The sequence below is a fragment of the Kitasatospora sp. NPDC098663 genome, assembly GCF_044760075.1.
In the GTDB taxonomy this organism is placed as follows: domain Bacteria; phylum Actinomycetota; class Actinomycetes; order Streptomycetales; family Streptomycetaceae; genus Kitasatospora.
The window spans coordinates 120828-140850 of the sequence record NZ_JBIWAP010000004.1; the positions used below are offsets into that span (position 1 = coordinate 120828).

The 20023-nt window shown below is 73.7% G+C and carries 16 protein-coding genes; 8 read left to right on the forward strand and 8 right to left on the reverse strand.

Translation table 11 applies throughout. The features are described from left to right. The first annotated feature begins 214 nt into the window (after nt 1-214). From ACIQVZ_RS05855 to ACIQVZ_RS05870, 4 genes are all read left to right on the forward strand, one after another. A complete protein-coding gene (locus ACIQVZ_RS05855) occupies nt 215-1552 on the forward strand; it encodes a hypothetical protein (protein ID WP_402447491.1) in 1338 nt (445 codons plus the stop codon). A 227-nt stretch (nt 1553-1779) separates the two neighbouring features. Further along, nucleotides 1780-3042, forward strand: coding sequence for a TerD family protein (locus ACIQVZ_RS05860; RefSeq protein WP_402447712.1), 1263 nt, complete (start codon nt 1780-1782; stop codon nt 3040-3042). A gap of 167 nt (nt 3043-3209) precedes the next feature. Next, complete coding sequence (locus tag ACIQVZ_RS05865; RefSeq protein WP_350880416.1) at nt 3210-4172, forward strand: SGNH/GDSL hydrolase family protein; 963 nt, start codon at nt 3210-3212, stop codon at nt 4170-4172. A gap of 83 nt (nt 4173-4255) precedes the next feature. After that, nucleotides 4256-4744 (forward strand): GNAT family N-acetyltransferase, encoded by a 489-nt coding sequence (locus ACIQVZ_RS05870; protein WP_402447493.1) that lies wholly within the window; start codon nt 4256-4258, stop codon nt 4742-4744. 9 nt (nt 4745-4753) lie between these two features. Here ACIQVZ_RS05870 and ACIQVZ_RS05875 read toward each other — a convergent pair whose 3' ends face one another. Further along, nucleotides 4754-5446 (reverse strand): RraA family protein, encoded by a 693-nt coding sequence (locus tag ACIQVZ_RS05875; RefSeq protein ID WP_350880420.1) that lies wholly within the window; start codon nt 5444-5446, stop codon nt 4754-4756. Between the two features lie 149 nt (nt 5447-5595). Between ACIQVZ_RS05875 and ACIQVZ_RS05880 the strand changes: the two genes are divergently transcribed. After that, nucleotides 5596-6189: a Uma2 family endonuclease gene (locus ACIQVZ_RS05880; protein WP_350880422.1), complete on the forward strand. Its 594-nt coding sequence runs from the start codon at nt 5596-5598 to the stop codon at nt 6187-6189. A gap of 79 nt (nt 6190-6268) precedes the next feature. Here ACIQVZ_RS05880 and ACIQVZ_RS05885 read toward each other — a convergent pair whose 3' ends face one another. From ACIQVZ_RS05885 to ACIQVZ_RS05900, 4 genes are all read right to left on the reverse strand, one after another. Continuing rightward, a complete protein-coding gene (locus ACIQVZ_RS05885; protein WP_350880424.1) occupies nt 6269-7198 on the reverse strand; it encodes a proline dehydrogenase family protein in 930 nt (309 codons plus the stop codon). Between the two features lie 162 nt (nt 7199-7360). Continuing rightward, nucleotides 7361-8989 (reverse strand): L-glutamate gamma-semialdehyde dehydrogenase, encoded by a 1629-nt coding sequence (gene pruA / locus ACIQVZ_RS05890; protein ID WP_350880426.1) that lies wholly within the window; start codon nt 8987-8989, stop codon nt 7361-7363. Between the two features lie 161 nt (nt 8990-9150). Continuing rightward, nucleotides 9151-10416, reverse strand: a complete 1266-nt coding sequence (locus ACIQVZ_RS05895) for an FAD-dependent oxidoreductase (RefSeq protein WP_402447496.1) — start codon at nt 10414-10416, stop codon at nt 9151-9153. Beyond that, nucleotides 10413-11009 carry a PadR family transcriptional regulator gene (locus ACIQVZ_RS05900; RefSeq protein ID WP_350880430.1) on the reverse strand — a complete coding sequence of 199 codons (597 nt, stop codon included), beginning with the start codon at nt 11007-11009 and terminating at the stop codon, nt 10413-10415. Before ACIQVZ_RS05900 ends, ACIQVZ_RS05895 begins: the two co-directional genes overlap by 4 nt. A 142-nt stretch (nt 11010-11151) precedes the next feature. On the opposite strand from ACIQVZ_RS05900, the gene ACIQVZ_RS05905 reads away from it, so the two are divergent. Continuing rightward, a complete protein-coding gene (locus tag ACIQVZ_RS05905) occupies nt 11152-12789 on the forward strand; it encodes a PucR family transcriptional regulator (RefSeq protein WP_402447498.1) in 1638 nt (545 codons plus the stop codon). 30 nt (nt 12790-12819) lie between these two features. Here ACIQVZ_RS05905 and ACIQVZ_RS05910 read toward each other — a convergent pair whose 3' ends face one another. Both ACIQVZ_RS05910 and ACIQVZ_RS05915 read right to left on the reverse strand, forming a co-directional pair. Continuing rightward, nucleotides 12820-14310, reverse strand: coding sequence for an alkaline phosphatase PhoX (locus tag ACIQVZ_RS05910; protein ID WP_402447500.1), 1491 nt, complete (start codon nt 14308-14310; stop codon nt 12820-12822). A gap of 205 nt (nt 14311-14515) precedes the next feature. Beyond that, the gene (locus ACIQVZ_RS05915; protein WP_402447502.1) at nt 14516-15718 is read right to left on the reverse strand and encodes a hypothetical protein; all 1203 of its coding nucleotides are present in this window, start codon (nt 15716-15718) and stop codon (nt 14516-14518) included. Nucleotides 15719-15924: 206 nt separating this feature from the next. On the opposite strand from ACIQVZ_RS05915, the gene ACIQVZ_RS05920 reads away from it, so the two are divergent. Beyond that, nucleotides 15925-16368 carry a VOC family protein gene (locus tag ACIQVZ_RS05920; RefSeq protein ID WP_063349531.1) on the forward strand — a complete coding sequence of 148 codons (444 nt, stop codon included), beginning with the start codon at nt 15925-15927 and terminating at the stop codon, nt 16366-16368. Between the two features lie 55 nt (nt 16369-16423). Here the strand turns inward: ACIQVZ_RS05920 and ACIQVZ_RS05925 are convergent, their stop codons facing one another. After that, nucleotides 16424-18064, reverse strand: a complete 1641-nt coding sequence (locus tag ACIQVZ_RS05925; protein WP_402447504.1) for a hypothetical protein — start codon at nt 18062-18064, stop codon at nt 16424-16426. 345 nt (nt 18065-18409) lie between these two features. Here ACIQVZ_RS05925 and ACIQVZ_RS05930 point away from each other — a divergent pair, with 345 nt between their 5' ends. Then, nucleotides 18410-19741 carry an MFS transporter gene (locus ACIQVZ_RS05930; protein ID WP_402447506.1) on the forward strand — a complete coding sequence of 444 codons (1332 nt, stop codon included), beginning with the start codon at nt 18410-18412 and terminating at the stop codon, nt 19739-19741. The last annotated feature ends 282 nt before the right edge of the window (nt 19742-20023 follow it).

Sequence of the window (20023 nt, forward strand, 5' to 3'; positions counted from 1 at the left end):
CAACTTCCGCCTGTCGAACGGGTGTCCACGAAATGGATCAAAACCGTCCAGGTCGCGACGAGCCGCTGGTACGCTCTCCCCCTCCCGGCGCGGGTACCACCCGGACCCGACCCGGACCCCTGCCGACCGACCCCGGGCGGCCGATGCCGGCCCGGTGGCGGCGCATGGGAGAATACCGCGACCGTGACGGCGACTTCGGGGAGGGAGGGGTCCGGTGGCTGCGCGCGAGGACACTGCGCGGGACGTTCGGCACGAACCCGAACGGCACGGCCGGCACGGGCGGCCACGCCCGTTCGGCGGCCGGTTCCGGCTGCCCACCCTGCGCTTCTCCGGTGCCGCGATGGCGATGTCCACCGTCGTCGGCATCAGCATCGCCACCACCCTCCTGCTCAACGAGCAGCAGGGCGTGGGCCGACGGGCCGGGGTCGCGCGCGTCGGCTCCACCCCGCCGCCCACCCCCGCCGCGGGCGACCAGGCCGAGGTCGCCGCCGACCGGGCCCCGACCGCACCGAACCCCACCACGCCGAACCCCGCCGACCTCCCGGCCACCGGCCGACCGCCCGCACCGAGCCCCTCGGCACACCACCCGGGGACGGCGGAGGGCCCGACCGCCGGAGCCGCCTCGCCCAGCGCGCCCGGCACCCGGCCGGCACTCCCGGAGCCCACCGGTGGGCAGGCCGCGGCCGAACCCATGGCCGACCACGGCCCCGGCACCCGGCCGGCCGGCACCGGCGAGCCCGCCACGCCGGCCGACGCCGCCGCGCCCTCGCCGTCGGCCCAGCCCGTCGCGCCCGCCGCCGAGCAGCCGGCCGCCCCCTCTTCGCCCGCCCCCTCGCCGACCACGCCGCACGCTCCCGGACCCCGCCCGGCCGCCCCGGCCCAGCCCGCACCGCCGCCGCCCGGCGCGGCCACCCCGGGCACCGGCGGCCCGACCGCCGGCACCCCCGACCCGGACACCGACCCGGACACCGACCAGGCCCTGACCGGCGTCGCCATGGTCACACCGCTCGGCCGGGACGGCCTCCGGCACCAGCTCGACCTCACCGCCACCGAGGCGCTCACCGCATTTCAGGCCGAATTCCGGCTCGCACCGGGCGAGTTGGCCCCCGGCAGCGGCGCTGCCTGGACCGACCTGCCCGGCGCGGTCGTCACCGCCCAGCAGGAGCGCGGCACCCTGGTCTACCGCTTCACCACCCCGGCCGGCATCGACGTCCCGCCCGGCCACTACGCCTTCGGCGTGCGCGGCACCCGCCCCGCCGCCGAACCCTCGGGGCCCACCGGCCCGTCCGGCCCCTCCCTCCCGTCCGGCGCATCCCTCCCGTCCGGTCGGCCCGCTTCGTCCGGCCCGGTCCGCAAGGCCGCTGCGGCGGAGAGCTGGAGCGCCGCCGCCTTCGGCATCGACCGGCCCCGGGCGGTCGCCGCGCTCGGCTCCTTCGGCCCAGTCACACCACAGCCGGTCGCACCACAGCCGGTCGCACCGCAGCCGGCCGCGCCCGAGGCACCCGGGCTCCCGCCGCGCCCCGGCACGCCGACGGCCTTCGCGCCCCGCTGACCTCCGGCCGCGCCGCCCCGCCACCTTGCCACCTCCCCGCCCTCGCCGGGGTCCGCCGCCCAACCCCGCAGCCCGGCCATACCGTCCGACGATCCGACAGGTCACCGCCCCGGACGGGCTCATCCCGACGCGCCCGTTCGTTACTGTGGGCAGCACCCGGCCCGGCGGTCCCAGCGGCCCCGGCCGGCCGCCGTTCCGCACCCGAGGAGGAGACCGTGTCCACCGTCCTGACCCAAGGCGGCAACGCCCCGCTGACCGCCGCGCGGGTGACTGTCGAGGTCACCGCGCCCAAGGCGCTGGACGTCTCCGGCCTGCTGCTGACCGACGCCGGAAAGGTGCGCTCGGACGACGACTTCGTCTTCTTCAACGCCCCGCACGGCCCCGGCGTCAGCCACCGCCCGGCCGCCGCCGGAGCGCCGGACGCGATCACCGTCGACACCCTGGCCGTCCCGGCCGGCATCACCAAGATCGTGGTGACCGCCAGCCCCGCCGACCAGTCCTCCACCTTCGCCGGGATGGAGCCGACCGCCACCGTCCGCGACGCCGACACCGGGCAGGCCCTGGTCACCTTCACCCCGCCGCAGCTCGGCCGGGAGACCGCGCTCATCGTGGTCGAGGTCTACCAGCGCGGCGGCGTCTGGAAGGTGCGCGCGGTCGGCCAGGGCTACGCCAACGGCCTGGCGGGCATCGCCACCGACTTCGGCGTCTCCGTCGACGACTCCCCGGCCGCGTCCCCGGCCGCCCAGGCCCCCGCCCCTGCCACTCCCCCCGCGGCCCCGCCCACCCCTCCGGCCGCCCACCCGGCTCCGCCTGCTCCCCCGGCTCCCCCCGTCGACCCGCGGATCGCCCTCGCCGCCACCCCGCCCGTGCCCCCGGCGCCCCCGGTCGCCCCGCCGGCCCCGTCCGCCCCCACCAAGGTCACCCTGGACAAGGGCCGGGTCAGCCTGGTCAAGGGCAGTTCGGTCTCCCTGGTGAAGAACGGCCGCCCGTTCCTCTCCTCGGTCCGGATGGCGCTCGGCTGGGAGCCCGCCGGCCGCGGCCGCAGCGTCGACCTGGACGCCTCCTGCCTCGCCTTCGACGCCCGGCGCAAGAAGCTGGAAACGGCCTGGTTCATGAAGCTGACCGTCTTCAAGGGCGCGATCGCCCACTCCGGCGACAACCTCACCGGCGGCGGAGCCGGTGACGACGAGTCGATCACCGTCCACCTGGACGGCCTCCCGGCCGAGGTCACCGGCCTGGTCTTCGTCGTCAACTCGTTCTCCGGCCAGCGGTTCACCGAGGTCAAGAACGCCTACTGCCGCCTGCTGGACGCCCGGACGGAAGAGGAGCTGGTCCGCTTCGACCTCACCCACTCCGAGCCGCACACGGGCGTGGTGATGTGCAAGCTGGTCCGACAGTCGTCCGGCGAGTGGGTGATGACCGCGCTCGGCGAGTACGTCGACGCCAAGACCGCCCGGGCGATGGTCGACCCGTCCGCCGCCCTGCTCTGAAACCGTCTCGCCCCCGCCCCACCCTGACGCCCGGGGCCGATCGGCCCAACGTCATGGCCGCACACGCGAATTCACCCTCCTGAGGGATCAAGTCGTCCACCCACCGACTCGATTTACCTCTAGGGGGGTGAATCGCGCTCTCCCGCGCACTCGTTGAGGGAGAGACCGTGCCACGCTTCCTGTCCCGCCTCGCCGTCGCCGGCACCGCCGTCGCGCTCACCGCCGGCCTGATCACCCCGTCCGCCGCCCAGGCCGCCGCCGAGCCGTCCGGACGCGTCCGGACGCTCGCCTGGGCCGCGCTCGGCGACTCCTACACGGCCGGCTTCGTCGAGGCCGCCGGTGACGAGACCGAACCCCGCGACGGCTGCGCCCGCACCACCGGCTCCTACCCCGAGCTGATCCGCCGCGGCCTCGGCCCGCTGGTCGAACTGCGCAACGTCAGCTGTGCCGGCGCCGACGTCAAGGACGTCTACCAGACCAAGGAGGCCCCGCCCGGACGCCCGCTCCCACCGTTCGGGACCAACCCCGGTGCCCCCTTCCCACCGGTCCCGCCGCAGATCGACGCCGTCTCCCCGGGCGCCGACGTGATCACCGTCGAGATCGGCGGCAACACCCTCGGCTTCGCCGAGATCCTCAAGAGCTGCATCGAACTCGGCGCCGCGGTCCTCGGCCAGGGCACGCCCTGCAAGGACAAGTTCGACGCGAGCCTGCCCGGCCGCTTCGACCAACTGCGCGGCGACTTCGACCAGATGCTCGGCGCCCTGCACGCCAAGGCCCCGTCCGCGCGGCTGCTGACCGTCGGCTACCCTCACCTCGTCCCCGAGGACGCCACCCGCTGCACCTACGGCAACCTGGAGCAGTTCGCCACCTTCACCACCGGCGACCTCGCCTGGGCACGGACGGCCATCCTGGAGCCGCTCAACGCGGTCATCGCCCAGCGGACCGCCGCCCGCGGCGACACCTTCGTCGACCTCTACCCCTCCACCACCGGCCACAGCGTGTGCGACCAGGACCACTGGCTGGACGGCGTGCTGACCAGCATCATCCCGCTGCAGTACGCCCTGGTGCACCCCAACGCCAAGGGCCAGGCCCACGCGGCCGCCCTGGTCGAGGACGCCGTCCTGACCTGACCGGCCGCACCGGAACCGCCCGCGCATCGAGAACCGATCGAAAACCAGTGGCAGGCCCTCCCGTCGCGGATCATGCTGACCGGATGCTCATCCGCGAAGCCACCCCCGAGGACTGGCCTGCCGTCTGGCCCTTCTTCCACACCGTCATCGCCGCCGGTGAGACGTTCCCCTACCCCCTCGACCTCTCCTCCGACCTCGGCCGGGAGTGGTGGATGCTCGCCGCACCCCATCGCACGGTGGTCGCGGTGGACGCGGCCGGTACGGTCGTCGGCACCGCCAACATGACCCGCAACCGCCCCGGCAACGGCGCGCACGTGGCCAGCGCCAGCTACCTGGTCGACCCGGCGCACCACGGCCGCGGCATCGGGCGGGCCCTGGTCGAGTACACCCTCGACTGGGCCCGCGCCAACGGCTACCGCGCCATGCAGTTCAACGCCGTGGTCGCCAACAACCACCGCGCCGTGAAGCTCTACCGGTCCCTCGGCTTCGACATCGTCGGCACCGTCCCCGAAGCCTTCCACCACCCCGTCGACGGCTACGTCGGCCTGCACGTCATGCACCGTCCGCTGTAAGGGAGTTCGCTACTCCTCGATCGCCCCGCCGACCCGCCGCAGGTGCTGCCGGAAGCTGTACGACGGGTCGGCCGCGCGGCGCTCCAGGTACTCGTCGAAGGCGGTCTGCCGGCGCAGCGTGTCACCGGAGGCGATCCGCCCGGCCTGCGCGCGCTCGGTCCCGGCGATCGCGGCGGCCGTCTCCAGCACCTCCCCGGCCCGGTCGGCCGGGACGAACAGCACCCCGTCCGCGTCGCCGAACACCACGTCCCCGGCGCTCACCAGGTGCGGCCCGACCCGCGCCGTCACCAGCGCCTCCGGCTCCCGCCCGTCCAGCCGCACCGGCCCCAGCGGCAGCGCGCCGTAGCTGAACACCGGCAGCCCGATCTCCACCAGTTCGGGGGTGTCCCGGTGCAGCCCCCACACCACGATCCCGGCGATCCCGGCGGCCCGTGCCTCCAGCACCGCGAGGTCCCCGATGCAGGCCTCGTCGGTCCGCCCGCCGTTGTCGATCACCAGCACGTCACCGTCCCGGGCGGCCCCGTACGCCTCCAGGAACACGTCCACGCTCCCGTAGTGCCGCACCGGCAGCACCCGCCCCGCGACCCGCCCCCCGGCCGCCACCGCCGCCACCCCCACCGGCGCCGCCCTGAGCCCCACCCCCAGCCGCACACACGCGTCCGCCACCAACGGCGTCGACAGCCCCGCGAACTCCTTCAGCATCCCCAACTCCTCCTGTCAAAGCCCCAGTTCATCAGCATCGAGATCCTATGCCGGGCCTCAAACTCACACCATCGAGTGAAAACAAACCGTGCACGGCACAACTCCGTCGAGCACCGAACAGCGTGCCGCACATCTGAAGGAGGGGCATCATGAGTGCTGTGGCGCCTGAGCAACCGATCACGGACTCCCCATCGCAGGCTGACATCCTGCTGGAGAGCTTCCTGAGCCTGCACTCCCCCGAAGGCTTCCGAGCCGAGCTCATCGAGGGAGAGATCATCGTGGCACCACCGCCGGACGGCAACCACGAGGACTACATCGACCTGCTGATCGACCAGGTGAAAGCAAAGTCCCAGGTCCACATGCAGGCATCGGGCCATAAGGGCCTCCGCCTGGTGAGCGGTGGTCTCTGCCCGAAGAACCACGTCATTCCGGACACGACCTTCGCTCCAAGGGAACTCCGCCTCTTCCGCGACGCACCACCCTGGATGGAGCCCGACGGCGTCGCGATGGTCGCGGAGGTGACCTCCAGCAAGCCCGACCAGGACCGCATCGCCAAACGCCATTGCTACGCCCGCGCCGCGATCCCGCTGTACCTCCTGATCGACCGCGAGCGGGCCCAGGTCAACCTCTTCAGCAATCCCCACCGCGACGAGTACACCGAGGTGCACCTGGCAGCCTTCGGCGAATCACTCGCCCTCCCCGCCCCGTTCGAGTTCGAGTTGGACACCAAGGACTTCCTCTAGAAGTCCCGGGAACGCGACAAACGACCCGCACCCCCCTTCCACCGGGGGTGCGGGCCGTCGTCGTGCGGGTGCGCGCGGGTCAGCCGCGGGTGGCCATGGCGCGCAGGAAGAAGGTGAGGTTGGCCGGGCGCTCGGCGAGGCGGCGCATGAAGTAGCCGTACCACTCCTGGCCGTAGGGCAGGTACACGCGCATGGTGTTGCCCTCGCCGGCGAGGCGCAGCTGCTCCTCGGGGCGGATGCCGAACAGCATCTGGTACTCGAAGGAGTCGCGCTTGCGGCCGTTCCACTGGGCGAGCTGGCCGGCGATCTTGATCATGTTGGGGTCGTGCGAGGCGATCATCGGGTAGCCCTCGCCGGCCATCAGGACCTTGAGCGCGCGGACGTACGCGAGGTCGACCTCGTGCTTGCCCTGGAAGGCGACCGACTCGGGCTCCTTGTAGGCGCCCTTGCACAGGCGCACGCGCGAGCCGGGGCCGGAGAACTCGCGGCAGTCGGCCTCGGTGCGGCGCAGGTAGGCCTGGAGCACGACGCCCAGCCAGGGGAAGTCGGCCCGCAGCTCGCGCGCGATGGCGAGGGTGGAGTCGGTGGTGGTGTGGTCCTCCATGTCGAGGGTCACCGTGGTGCCGGCGTCGGCGGCGGCCTCGCAGATGCGGCGGGCGTTCTCCAGCGCGATCTTCTCGCCGTCCACCGGGAGGAACTGGCCGACGGCCGACAGCTTGACCGACACCTCGGCGCTGGCCGCGAGGCCGGTCTCCTTGAGCGCCGTGAGCAGGTGCTCGTAGGCCTCGGCGGTGCCGGCGGCCTGGGCGGCGTCCTTGGTGTCCTCGCCGAGGTGGTCCAGGGTGACCTTGCGGCCGGTGGCGATCAGGTCGTCGGTGGCGGTGACGGCGTCGTCGAGGACGTCACCGGCGACGAAGCGCTCGACTATCGCGTGGGTCGGCGGGAACTTCTCGACCACGGTGCGGACCTGCGGCGACCGGGAGGCCGCGAGAAGGGCGGAACGGAGCATCGTGACTCCTGGAGCTGGTGCTTCTAAGGGTGGCAGAAGGGGGGCCGGGGCGGCGGGCGGCGGGTACGTGGCACCGCCGCCCCGGCGGGCGGCGCCCGGCTGCGGGGCCGGGCGTCGCGGGTGACCGAGTGGTCGGGCGACCGGAGCGGTCGGGAGGGGCACTCAGCCCATGTGCGGGTAGCGGTAGTCCGTCGGCGGGACGAAGGTCTCCTTGACCGAGCGGGTCGAGGTCCACCGCGCCAGGTTCTGCTTGGCACCGGCCTTGTCGTTGGTGCCGGAGGCCCGGCCGCCGCCGAAGGGCTGCTGGCCGACGACGGCGCCGGTCGGCTTGTCGTTGATGTAGAAGTTGCCGGCCGCGAAGCGCAGCTTGTGCATGGCGTCCTGGGCGGCCGCGCGGTCCTGGGCGATGATCGCGCCGGTCAGGCCGTAGGCGGAGGCCGACTCCATCTGGGCCAGCATCTCGTCGTACTTGTCGTCCTGGTAGACGTGCACGGCGAGGATCGGGCCGAAGTACTCCTCGCGGAAGTACTCGGACGCCGGGTCCTCACAGACCAGGACGGTCGGGCGGACGAAGTAGCCGACCGAGTCGTCGTACGTACCGCCGGCCAGGACCTCGACCGCGGGGTCGGCCTGGGCGCGGTCGATGGCGGCCTTGTTCTTGGCGAAGGCGCGGTCGTCGATGACGGCGGACATGAAGTTCGCCAGGTCGGTGACGTCGCCCATGGTGAGGCCCTCGACCTCGGCCGCGAACTCGTCCTTGAGGCCGGCCCAGATCGAGGCCGGGACGTAGGCGCGGGAGAGCGCCGAACACTTCTGGCCCTGGAACTCGAAGGCGCCGCGGGTCATCGCGGTCTTCAGCACGGCCGGGTCGGCGGACGGGTGGGCGACCAGGAAGTCCTTGCCGCCGGTCTCGCCGACGATCCGCGGGTAGGTGCGGTAGCCGGCGATGTTCTCGCCGACGGAGCGCCACAGGTGCTGGAAGGTGGCGGTGGAGCCGGTGAAGTGGATGCCGGCCAGCGCCGGGTGCTTGAGCGCCACGGCGGAGACGTCCAGGCCGTCGCCGGTCACCATGTTGATGACGCCCTTGGGCAGGCCGGCCTCCTCCAGCAGCTGCATCAGCAGGTGCGCGGAGTACTGCTGGGTCGGGGACGGCTTCCAGAGCACCACGTTGCCCATCAGCGCGGGCGCGGTCGGCAGGTTGCCGGCGATCGCGGTGAAGTTGAACGGGGTGATCGCGTAGACGAAGCCCTCGAGCGGGCGGTGGTCGCTGCGGTTCCACACGCCGTCCGAGGAGATCGGCTGCTCGGCCATGATCTGGCGGGCGAAGTGCACGTTGAAGCGCAGGAAGTCGACCAGCTCGCAGGGCGTGTCGATCTCGGCCTGCTGGGCGGTCTTGGACTGGCCGAGCATGGTGGCGGCGGCCAGGGTCTCGCGCCAGGGGCCGGCCAGCAGGTCGGCGGCCTTGAGGAAGATCGCGGCGCGGGAGTCGAAGGAGAGCGCCTGCCAGGCCGGGGCCGCGGCCAGGGCAGTGTCGATGGCCTCCTGCGCGTCGGCCTGGGTGGCGTTGCGCAGGGTGCCGAGCCTCGCCGCGTGGTTGTGCGGCTGGACGACGTGGATCTCGGTGCCGCCGCCCATGCGGCGCTCACCGTTGATCGTCATGGTCAGCTGGACCGGCTCCTGGCCGCCCAGCTCCTTCAGCTTGGCCTCCAGACGGGCCCGTTCCGGGCTGCCCGGGGCGTAGCTGTGGACCGGCTCGTTCACCGGCGCGGGGACCTGGGTCACAGCGTCCATAGAGCGCACGCTCTCCTTCGTTGATGCGGGGGGATGCCGACGCGGGTCGCACGTCGGCCACAGCACGAACGCTATTCCTGCCCCTGGGGCCACTTGATTGGCCGGAAGGCTAAATTCCCCCGTACGGCGTTGTCCGGCCCGACGAAGGGGTCACGGCGCAGTCACGGCGCGGTCACGGCGCGCCGTTGACGGCCCGTCGCGCCGGAGGCCACCGGGAGCACCGGCCGGTCCCAGTCGATCCGGTGGCCGTGCACCGGGCGGAGCATCTTCTCCGGGCTCAGGAAGGTCCGCATCGCGATCGGCGCGAGCAGCCGGAACAGCGCCCGGCCGACCGGCCCGGAGGACTTCTGGTTGTTGGTGCGCGCCGCGTCGGCCGCGATCTTCTCGACCCGGGGCCGGCGCAGCGCCTCGTAGGCGGCGAAGGCGGCGGTGTGGTCGGGCAGGTCCCGCAGGCAGCGGGCGAGTTCGACGGCGCTCTCGACGGCCAGCGAGACGCCCTGGCCGGAGCTGTTGGAGGGGGCGTGCGCGCTGTCGCCGACCAGCACCATCCGGCCGCGGTACCAGTGCGGGACGGACGGCATGATCTCCAGCCGCGGGAAGACCTCGACGGTGTCGGCGGCGGCTTCGCGCAGCACGTCCCGGGCGGGCAGGTCGTCGGCGTGCAGGTCCCGGACCCGGCGCAGCCACTGCTCCGGGCTGACGGCGCGGGCCTGCTCGGCGGTCAGCTGTTCGGGCTGCGGGATGTTGCTGAACCAGGCCGTCCCGGCGCCGTCCGGCAGTCCCCAGTAGCCGAAGAAGGCGCGGGCGCCGTTGGCGAAGTGCATGGTCTCGCCGCGTCCGGCCCGGCCCGGCAGCCGGTACGGGCTGTAGCCGCCGACGCCGAGCAGGCCGGTGTACCGCGCGCCGGGGGCGTCCGGGTCGATCAGGGTGCGGACGGTGGAGCGGGTGCCGTCGGTGCCGATCAGCAGGTCGCCGGTGGCGGTGTCGCCGTCGGCGAAGCGGGCGGTGATGCCGTCGGCGCCCTCCTCGGCGCCGACCAGCCGTTTGCCGTGGCGGACTTCGATGCCGCTCTCGCGCAGCCGCCGCTGGAGCACCTCGTACAGTTCGGCGCGGCGCATGACCCGGCCGGGCGGCAGGTCCGGGAGGCCGGCGAACTCGGCCAGCACGCCGCCCCGGCCGTCCTCGATCAGCATCGGGCCGATGGGCTGCCCGATGGCGCCGACCTCCGCCCCGAGCCCGACGGTCGCCAGGGCGTCGAGCCCGTTGGGGGCGATCATGAAGGTGCCGCCGATGCCCTCGGCGGAGGACTCGTAGGCCTCGAAGACGACGGCTTCGACGCCGGCCCTGCGCAGGGCCAGTGCCGTCACCGGCCCGGCGATCCCGCCGCCGATGACGAGGGCCCTCTTCTCCCCGTTGCTCGTACTCATTCCAGACTCCCGAAGGTCTCGTGCCAGGTCCGGATGAACTCCGGCTCCTTGAGTCGACCGACGAGGTGCTCGACGAAGCGGCCCTCGGCCTCCAGCGCGCCGACCCGGTGTTCCTCCTCGATCAGGAAGATCCAGTCCACGCCGTCGTCCGAGGCCTTCCGCAGGGCCGCCCGGATGCCCGCCACCTCGGCGGCCAGCGCGGCCCGCCGCTGTTCCAGCAGTTCCACGGCCTCGGCCGGCGGGACCACCATGAGCAGCGACAGCGCGACCCCGAACGCGGGGTACTCGTGCTGCGGTTCGGCGACGAGTTCGCGCATCCAGTCGGTGAGCTCCGCCCGGCCCTCGGGGGTGACGGCGTAGACGGTGCGCTCCGGTCGCTGGGTGTCGCGGACGGTCTCCTGTTCGGCGACGAACCCGGCCTTCCGCAGCTGCTCCACGACCATGTACAGCGAGCTGCGGTTGTACTTGATGTTGCGGTCCTTGCCGTGCTCCTTGAGCCGGCGCCCCATCTCGTACGGGTGCATCGGCCCGGCCACGAGTTCGGCCAGGACCGCCAGGGCCAGCGGGTTCGACACCTTGCGTCGCTTCGCCACGAGACGTCCTCATCTCTTGGTCAGTACTGACTATCCACTTCTGAATAGTCAGAGTCAACTATTTACGAAAGCCGGGCCACGACTCTGTCCGCCCGGCTAAAATCAACCACACGGCATTGTCCGAGCGGATGAAGGAGGCCCGATGACGACCCCCGGCCTCCCCGCCACCTCCGGCCCGCCGCCCACCTCCGGCCTCCCGCTCCGCCAGCTGCTGATGTCCCTCGGCGAACCCCTGGTCGAACTCCAGGCCGCCCCGCAGGGCCTGGACGTCCCGGTCCGCGACGTCGCGATCCTCGACCCGGAGGACCCGCCGACCGCCGCCCCCGGCGAACTCGTCCTCGCGATCGGCGCCCGCGGCCGCGCCGCCCTCCCCGCCCTGCGCGCCGCCGGACGGGCCGGCGCCGCGGCGGTCGCGGTCAAACTGGACGGCCCCGGCCAGGCGGACGCACTGCGCGAGGCCGCCACCGAGGCGGGCGTCGCCCTGCTCTCGGTCCGCCGCGAGACCCGCTGGGAGCACCTCGACTCGCTGGCCCGCGCGATCATCGCCGGCCCGGACGCCCCGGACACCCCCGGCGCCCCCGAACCCAACGCGGGCGACCTCTTCTCCCTCGCCCAGACCGTCGCCGTGCTCACCAACGGCATCGTGTCGATCGAGGACACCTCCAGCCGGGTGCTGGCGTACTCCCGCTCCTCCGACTCGGACGAGGTCGACGACCTACGCCGGCTCTCCATCCTCGGCTGGCAGGGCCCCGAGCCGTACCTGTCCAAGCTCCGCGAGTGGGGCATCTTCCAGCACCTGCGCACCTCGGACGCCCCGATCGCGGTCGAACCGCACCCCGAACTCGGCCTGCGCCGCCGCCTGGCGATCGGCATCCGAGCCGGGGCGCAGCCGCTCGGCACCATCTGGGTGCAGGAGGGTGCGCAGCCGCTGGCGCCGCTCGCCGATCAGTCCCTGGTCGGCGCCGCCCGGGTGGCCGCCGCCCAACTGGTGCGCCGACGACGCGAGTTGTCCGCCGACACGCGGCTCACCCGGACGCTGCTCACCGGCCTGCTGGAGGGCTCCACCGGCCCGCAGTCGCTCGCCACCCACCTGGGGCTGGACCTGCGGCGCCCGGCCACCGTGCTCGCCTACAGCGCGCACACCACCGAGGCGCTGCACCGCTCCGACGTCACCGGCCTGATCTCGGTGCACACCGCCGCCCGGCACCGCACCGCGCTGCTCGCCCCGATCGAGTCCCGGGTGTACGTGCTGCTGCCCGAACTCCCGCCCGGCCTGCCGATGGCCACCGTGCGCGGCTGGGCGGACGAGGTGGTGGCGGCCGCCCGGGAGCACCTCGGCGTCCCGCTGCGCGCCGCGATCGGCTCGACCGTGGACGGCCTGGCCCAGGTGCCGGACTCCCGCGCGCAGGCGGACCGCATCCTGGACGCGATGGGCCGCGGCGGGGTGGACCTCGACGTGGCAGCGCTGATCGACGTCCAGGCCGAGGTGCTGGTCAGCGAGATGCTCGCACTGCTCCAGGAGCGCTCCGGCCTGCGCGACCCCCGGCTCACCGCGCTCGCCGCGTACGACCGCCGGCACGGCACCCGGCTCGCCGAGTCGGTGCTGGCCTGGCTGGACGCGCTCGGCGAGGTCCGGGTCGCCGCGGACGCCCTGCACATCCACCCCAACACCCTGCGCTACCGGGTGCGCCGCGCCGAGCAGTTGACCGGCATCGACCTCTCCCAGCCGCAGCAGCGCCTGCTGGCGATGCTGCAACTGAGGCTGCCCGCGGACGAATGACCGCGGGCAGCCCCCTCGACGCGCGCTACGTCACTCGCCGTAGCCCTGGCCGCGCTTGTGCTCGTTCAGCCGGTGCCACGGGCCGGTGATGGCCAGTTGGATGCCCGGGGTCTGGATGTTGGCGAAGAGGGTCTTGCCGTCGTCCGAGAAGGTCACCCCGGTGAACTCGCTGAACTCCGGGTTCTCGGCGGTGCCGATGTTCAGCTCGTTGCGGGCGACGGAGTAGGTCAGCCCGTCCTCGGTGGCGCCGAACAGGTGCGACACGCCCTCGCCGTCCTCGGCGATCACGATGCCGCCGTACGGCGAGACGGTGATGTTGTCCGGGCCGTCGAAGTTGTCGTGGTCGCCCCAGACGTCGGTGTTGACGCCGAGCAGCACCTTCAGGGTGATGGTGCGGCGGGTCGGGTTGTAGAACCAGACCTGGCCGTCGTGCTGCACCGGGCTCTCCGAGCGGGCGAAGCTGGAGACGAAGTAGAAGCCGCCGTCACCCCACCACATGCCCTCCAGCTTGCGGGCGCGGGTGACCTCGCCGTCCTTGAACTGCTTGCGGACCGAGACGGTCCTGGCGTCGCGGTCCTGAACCTTGACCCAGTCCGCGCCGTAGGTGGTGCCGACCTTGGTGGCGCGGGAGAGGTCGTCGACGAACTTGCCCTGGGAGTCGAAGACCTTGAAGGCCTCCAGCACGCCCGCGTCGGCGGCCAGCGCGCGCAGCTTGTAGCGGCCGTGCTTGAAGCCGGCCGGCGGAGTCCAGCGGAACAGCAGGCCGTTGGGGTTCGAGGCGTCCTCGGTCAGGTAGACGTGGCCGCGCTTCGGGTCCACCACGACGGCCTCGTGCGCGTACCGGCCGAAGGCCTTCACCGGCTGCGGGTCGCGGTTGTAGTCGTCGTCGAACGGGTCGACCTCGAAGATGTACCCGTGGTCCTTGGTGAAGCCGTTCTTCCCGGCCTTGTCCTCGGTCTCCTCGCCGGACAGCCAGGTGCCCCACGGGGTCACGCCGCCCGCGCAGTTGGTGGAGGTGCCGGCGATGCCGACCCACTGCTCGACCGAGCCGTTCCGCTTGGCGTGCACGATGGTGCAGCCGCCGGCCGCGCCCGGGTCGTAGACGTGGCCCTCGGTCAGCGGCACCGGGTACGGCCATTTGGCGCGGGAACCGGACAGCTCGTGGTTGACGACCAGCAGGTTGCCGCCGCGCTCGTCCTCGAAGGCGGAGGTGCCGTCGTGGTTGCTCGGGGTGAACTCGCCGGTGCGCAGCCGGGTGACACCGGCGCGGTTGACGACCTTGTACGAGAAGCCCTTGGGCAGCGACAGCAGCCCGGCCGGGTCCTGCACCAGCGGGCCGTAGCCGACGGCGGCGCGCACGGCACCGGTGTCACCCGCCGCGGACGCGGCCGGCAGCTCGCCGCCGGCCGGGGCGGCGATCGCGCCCGGCGCGCTGGCCAGCGCCTCCGCGCTGCCGGCGATCAGCACGCCGGCCCCGACGAGGGTGGAACGGTTGACGAAGTCCCGGCGGGACAGCGACATGGCAGCAACTCCTGAGGAATCGGCCGCCGGACCGGGGGCGGGCCCGGTGCCCGGCGGGCGGGGCGTCGAGACGGGGCGTCGACGCCCAGCAGACTCCGCCGCGGGGATGAACCCGGCATGACGCCCACCTCACGCCCAGGCGGCCATTTGCCAACCGATGACCGACACATGACCTCCGCTTTGCCTTACGCCGCCCTGCCGAGGGTCACCCCGACCGCGCCGTCCGCCACTGCTCCCAGGCCGACAGCCACAGCTGCTCGGCGAGCCGGTGCTCCTCCCAGACCTCCGGCCCGCCGCCCCGCCGCTCCCGCCAGAGCTGCTCCCAGGCCCGCTGCGCCGGCAGGCTCGCCACCTCGCTGGCGAACACCGTGTACCGGACGACCTCCTCGACGGCCGCCCCGCCCTCCGGCGTGCCGATCAGCCAATGCGTGTGCCGGGCAAGCCGGTTGAGGTGGTTGACCATCGCGGTCAGCGCCGTCACCGCCTCCTCCCGGGTCTCGGTGGCGAGCCGCATCTGCTGGCGCACCGCCACCTCCCAGCGCACCTCGTAGGCGTCCCCGCGCGGGCGCCGCGGCGTCCGCCCGGCCCGGACCTGCGCCTCGACGGCGGCGGACGCGGCGACGCTCAGCGCGATCAGCTCCCGGTGCGCCTCCAGCCCGACGGCGGGCGGCAGTTCACGTTCCTCCACCGGGACCTGCCGGGCCCGCCGGGCGGCCAACTCGCCCAGCAGCTCGGCCCGGCCGCGCAGGTACGGCTCGAAGTCCGCGATCCCGCCGAGCTCCACGCCGCCGGGCGGCACCCCACGCCCGCACACCGTCACGGTCAGCCCGCCGATCCGCAGCCGCCCGGCCCAGACCGGTGCGACCCCGTCGGCGGCCGACGCGCCCGGCCAGAGCACCGGCCGGTCCTCGTGCACCTCCACCGGGTACGGCTCGCCGTCCACGGTGATCCACTCGCGCAGCGCCCGCACCCGGCCCGGCCCGTCGCCCTCGTCGACCCCCAGGTGGTCGTAGACCCGGTCCCGCTCGTCCTCGACCACGTCCTCCAGCTCAGGCAGGTCCTCGCCGTGCTCCGCGCCCGGCCGGTAGGTGCGCACGCTGACGTACGGGCCGGCCACCGAGCTCCAGTCGCCGGACTGCACCTCGACCCACGCGAGTTCGCCGCCGGAGGTCTCGAAGGCGGCCAGCGCCTCGCCCCAACCGCCCGTCGCGCCGCCCCCGCACGACAGCCCCGCGACGACGCCGTACACCGGGAAGTCGGCCGCGGCCACCGTGCGGCGGGAGAAGTCCTCCACCGCGGCGAGACGCTCCTCCTTGCTCCTCGCGTCCCGGACGCCCGAATGGTCTGCCCGCCCGACGTTCCACTCCGGGGGCCTGCCGCCGCTCTCCCGCATCATCCTGTGCCGCACCCCCGAGTCCTCGCGCCCGCACCGCCGACGCCACCTTAGTGCCCGGGACCTGCCGGGTCATCAGCTCGGGTGCCGGGCACCGGCGCAGGCCGCGTCGGGACGCCCGGCCGCCAACGGGCACGGGCCGTGTCGGGACGCCCGGCCGCCGACCGGCACGGGCCGTGTCAGGACGCGCGGTTGTCAGCCGCCCTCCCTACCCTGGCGGCATGACAGCAGACAGCAGCTTCCCGGCCCGGATCAGCATCGTCACCCTCGGGGTCTCCGACCTCGACCGCAGCGCCCGCTTCTACGAAGACCTGGGCTGGCGGCGGTCCTCCGCCTCCAGCCCGGAGATCGTCTGGTTCCGCACCGCCGACTCGGCGCTCGGCCTCTTCCCCACCGAGGAGCTGGCCGCCGACGCGGGCGTGCCCGCCACCGGCGAGCCCGCCTTCCGCGGCGTCACCCTCGCGGTGAACCTGGAGTCCCCCGCGCTGGTGGACGCCGCGTTGAAGACGGCCGTCGAGGCCGGCGCCGTGGTGGTCAAGCCGCCGGTCCCGACCAGCTGGGGCGGCTACTCCGGCTACTTCGAGGACCCGGACGGCCACCTCTGGGAGCTGGCCCACAACCCGTTCTTCCCCTTCGCCGAGGACGGCTCCCTGGATCTCCCCTGACCCGACGGCCCGTCAACCCCTCGACGCCGGAGCGTCGAAGCCCCCCGTCGTCCCGTCAGCCCTTGGACCGCGCCTTGAAGGCCGCCTTGCGCGCCTCCTTGGCCACCGCCCGGTCCAGGTGCAACTCCCCGACGGCCTCCAGGACGTCCGCCGTGTACGGGTGGTCGACCCGCCAGAGCTCGCCGAAGTAGGACGCCGGGTTGCCGGTCACCGGCAGGTCCGCGATCAGCTCGCGCAGCAGCTCGGCGTCGCCGCCGCTGTCCAGCAGCTGGGCGGCGAAGGTGTCGACCACCGTCCACAGCGCCATCGTCCGCTCCGGCACCGGCACGTCCGTCGCTCCCTTCGAGGTCAGCCAGGCCCGGGCGGCGCCGCCCAGCTCGGGGTCGTCCAGCACGTCGCGCACGGCCGGCTCGGCGGCCGTGCCCAGCATGTTCAGCGCCGAGACGCCGAGCATCCGCCGCATCGGGGCGTACGCGTCGTCGCCGCGCGCCGCCGCCAGCAGCTCGCGCGCCGCCGCCACCGGCTCCCGGCCGGTGATCCAGACCCGCAGCTCCTCCTCCGGCAGCACGTTGGCGGCCTCGCACACCGCGCGCAGCAGTTCGACCGCGTCGCCCTGGGCCAGCTCGCCGACCAGCGGCGCGTCATAGCCGTCCTCCAGCAGCCACTGCCGGATGCCGTACTGGCCGAGCGGGGTGAGCCGGACGAGCCCGAAGCGCGCCGACTCCTCCTCGTCCAGCGGCGCCTCGCCGACGAGGGCGGGCTCCTCGCCCTCCGGGCCCTCCTCCTCGTCGAACAGCTCCGGGTCGATCGGCCGGTACTCCAGCAGGCCCAGCTCGGCCAGGTCGCCCAGCATCGGGTCCAGTGCGACCATCACATCGGTGATGTCGCCCAGCAGCTCCTCGCTCGGCTCCTCGCCCTCCGGCACCACCAGCAGCGCGGCCAGCACACCCAGCGGCACGGTCTCGTTGCCCGGATCGGCGAAGGCGGTGGTCTCGTACAGCACCTGCAACGCCTCGTCCAGCAGCTCGGCGGCGGCGTCCCGGGCCTCCTCGACCTCGCTCAGGGCGTCCTCGCCCTCCTCCTCAGCCTCCCCGGCCTTCCCGCCCTCGGCGGCCCGCTCGGCCTCCTCCTCCGGCAGCGAGTCGGCCTCCACGGCCAGCTCCCGGACGATCCCGGCGGCCGTCAGCCACAGCTCCAGGACGGTCTCCGGGTCACCCTCCTCGGCGGGCTCCAGATCCGGGCCCGGCACGGCGACGTGCTCACCGGCCGCCGTCGTCCCGATCTCCACCAGGTCCAGGTCGCAGGCCAGCGACCAGGCCCGCATCGCCTCGACCTCCGCCTCCTCCGGCACCTCCCCCTCGGCGGGGGCCAGGCCCAGCAGCTGCGCCGCCGGCGCCCGGTCCTCCTCCACCAGGTCGCCGAACTCGTCCACCACCCGGTGCGGGGCGGCCCAGCGGGCCAGCGCCAGCGCGTACCCGAACATCGGCACGGCCTTCGCCAGGGCGGCCAGCTCCTCCTCGGCGGGCAGCTTCACCGGCGGTACCAGGACCGCCGCGTCGTCCAGGTCCTCGTCGTCCAGCCCGTGCGCGGCGAACGCCCCGTAAAGGTCCTGGAGCTCCAGGTCGGCGGGCAGAACCGGCTCGGCCGCACTCTCCCCCGGCGAAGCCCCGGCGTTCTTCCGACGTCGTCCGGCCATCGTTGCGCGTTCTCCCTCAGCCAGCGGTCCGCCTATCAGCTCAGCGTCCCGATCCACCACCTCAGCGTATAGGCCGGGCACCCCCGATGCCCGGCCTCAAGGGGCGCGCGCCGCAACCGTGCGCCCACCCTTTATCCTTCGCATTGGCACCGTGCACACCCCGCGCGGGCCACCGGGCAATGAAGCCCTTCGCCCTCCCCGCCCGACACCGGGCAGGAGGGGCCCACTCAGCTCACCCGCTCCACCAGGGAGCCCCGCACCGCGGCCACCACCACAGCGCCTCAGGACGGGCGCGCCGGCACACCCCGCCGACCCGGTGGTGCCCTGCCACAGGAGATCCCTTACATGGCGGACCTCTCCCCCGCCGGCTCCGGCCTGCGCACCGCGCAGCTCGACGGACGCCGACTCTCGGAGGCCCTGCTTCCCCTGGAGCTCGCGCCCCGCGCCCAGCTCCAGCTCGCCGCGGTCAGCCGCTGGAACGCGCTGCGCGGTGTCCGCGTCGGCCTCGTCGCCGCCGCCCTGCTGCTGATGCTGATCGGTGCCAACCTGGCGACGCCGATCTACCCGCTCCTCCAGCAGCGCCTCGGCCTCGGCCCGCTCGACACCACGATCCTCTTCACGATCTACGTGTTCGCGCTGGTCCCCGTGCTCGCCGTGGTCGGCCACTGGTCCGACCACCTCGGCCGCCGCGCCCTGATCCTGCCCGCCGTCGCCCTGGCCGCCGCCGGCGACGTCGTGTTCGCCACCTCGGGTAGCTTCTGGCAGCTCGCCGTCGGCCGGGCCGTCCAGGGCATCGCCGTCGGCCTCTCCACCGGCGCCGCCGGGGCCGCCCTCGGCGACCTGCTGCCCGACCACCCGACGCTCGCCGCCAAACTCACCCTGGCCTGTTCCGCCGGCGGCGTCGCGCTCGGCCCGGTGGTCGGCGCCCTGCTCGCCAACGGCGCGGACCCGCTGCTGACGCCCTTCCTGCTGCACGCCATCGCCCTGCTGGCGCTCTGCGTGCCACTGGCCCTCGTCCACCCGCGGATGCCCGGCCGCAACCGCCCGCCGGCCACCCCGCCCCGCATCACCACCCCGGCCCACCTGCGCCCGCGCCGGCTCGCCCTGCCCCGCACCGGCCGCCGCGAGTTCCTGCTCGCCGCCTCGGCCGGCTTCATCTCGTACGCGGTGTTCGGCGTCTACCTGGCGCTCGCCCCGGCCTTCTCGGCCAAGCTGCTGCACACCTCCTCGCACCTGACCGGCGCGATCGTGGCAGCCCTGCTGCTCGGCTCGTCCGCACTGGCCCAGCTCCTCGTCCCGCCCACCTCCGACCGCCTGGTCATCGCCCTCGGCATGGCCGGCCTGGCCGCCGGCCTCGCCCTGGTCGTCGCCGCCCAGTACACCGAGACCCCGGCGCTGCTGTTCATCGGCAGCGTCCTCGGCGGCATCTGCCAGGGCGTGTCCTTCCGCTCCCTGTTCACCACCGCCGTCGCCGCGATGAACCCGGAACGCCGAGGCTCCGAACTGAGCTCCCTGTGGATCATCGTCTACCTCGGCAGCTCCCTCCCCATCGTGATCGTCGGCGCCCTGGTCCAGCACTACGGCCTCCTCCCCGCCGTCAGCGGGTTCGCCGCCGTCGCCGCCGCCCTCTGTGCGACCCTGGCCATCGCCGTCGCCCGCAAACCCAAGCCGGCCTGACCCCACGTACGAAGAACGCCGCTGCCCGGGACGGGGATCCGTCCCGGGCAGCGGCATTCTCACCCCGGCCTACGCGGACCAGGCCGTCCAGTCATCGGTGTTGATCTCGACAGCGCACACGGCTGCGGTGCCTGCGGCGCCGAGTTCGAGTGTCTCCGGCTGGCGCTCGGCTGGGCTTCGGTGACGGCCAGGGGTGCCGCGCGCGCCCGCACCGCTCTTTCGACGGCCGGGGCGCCCCTTCCCTGCTCTCGCCCTGGAGCGACCACCGCCTGCTGAGACGCG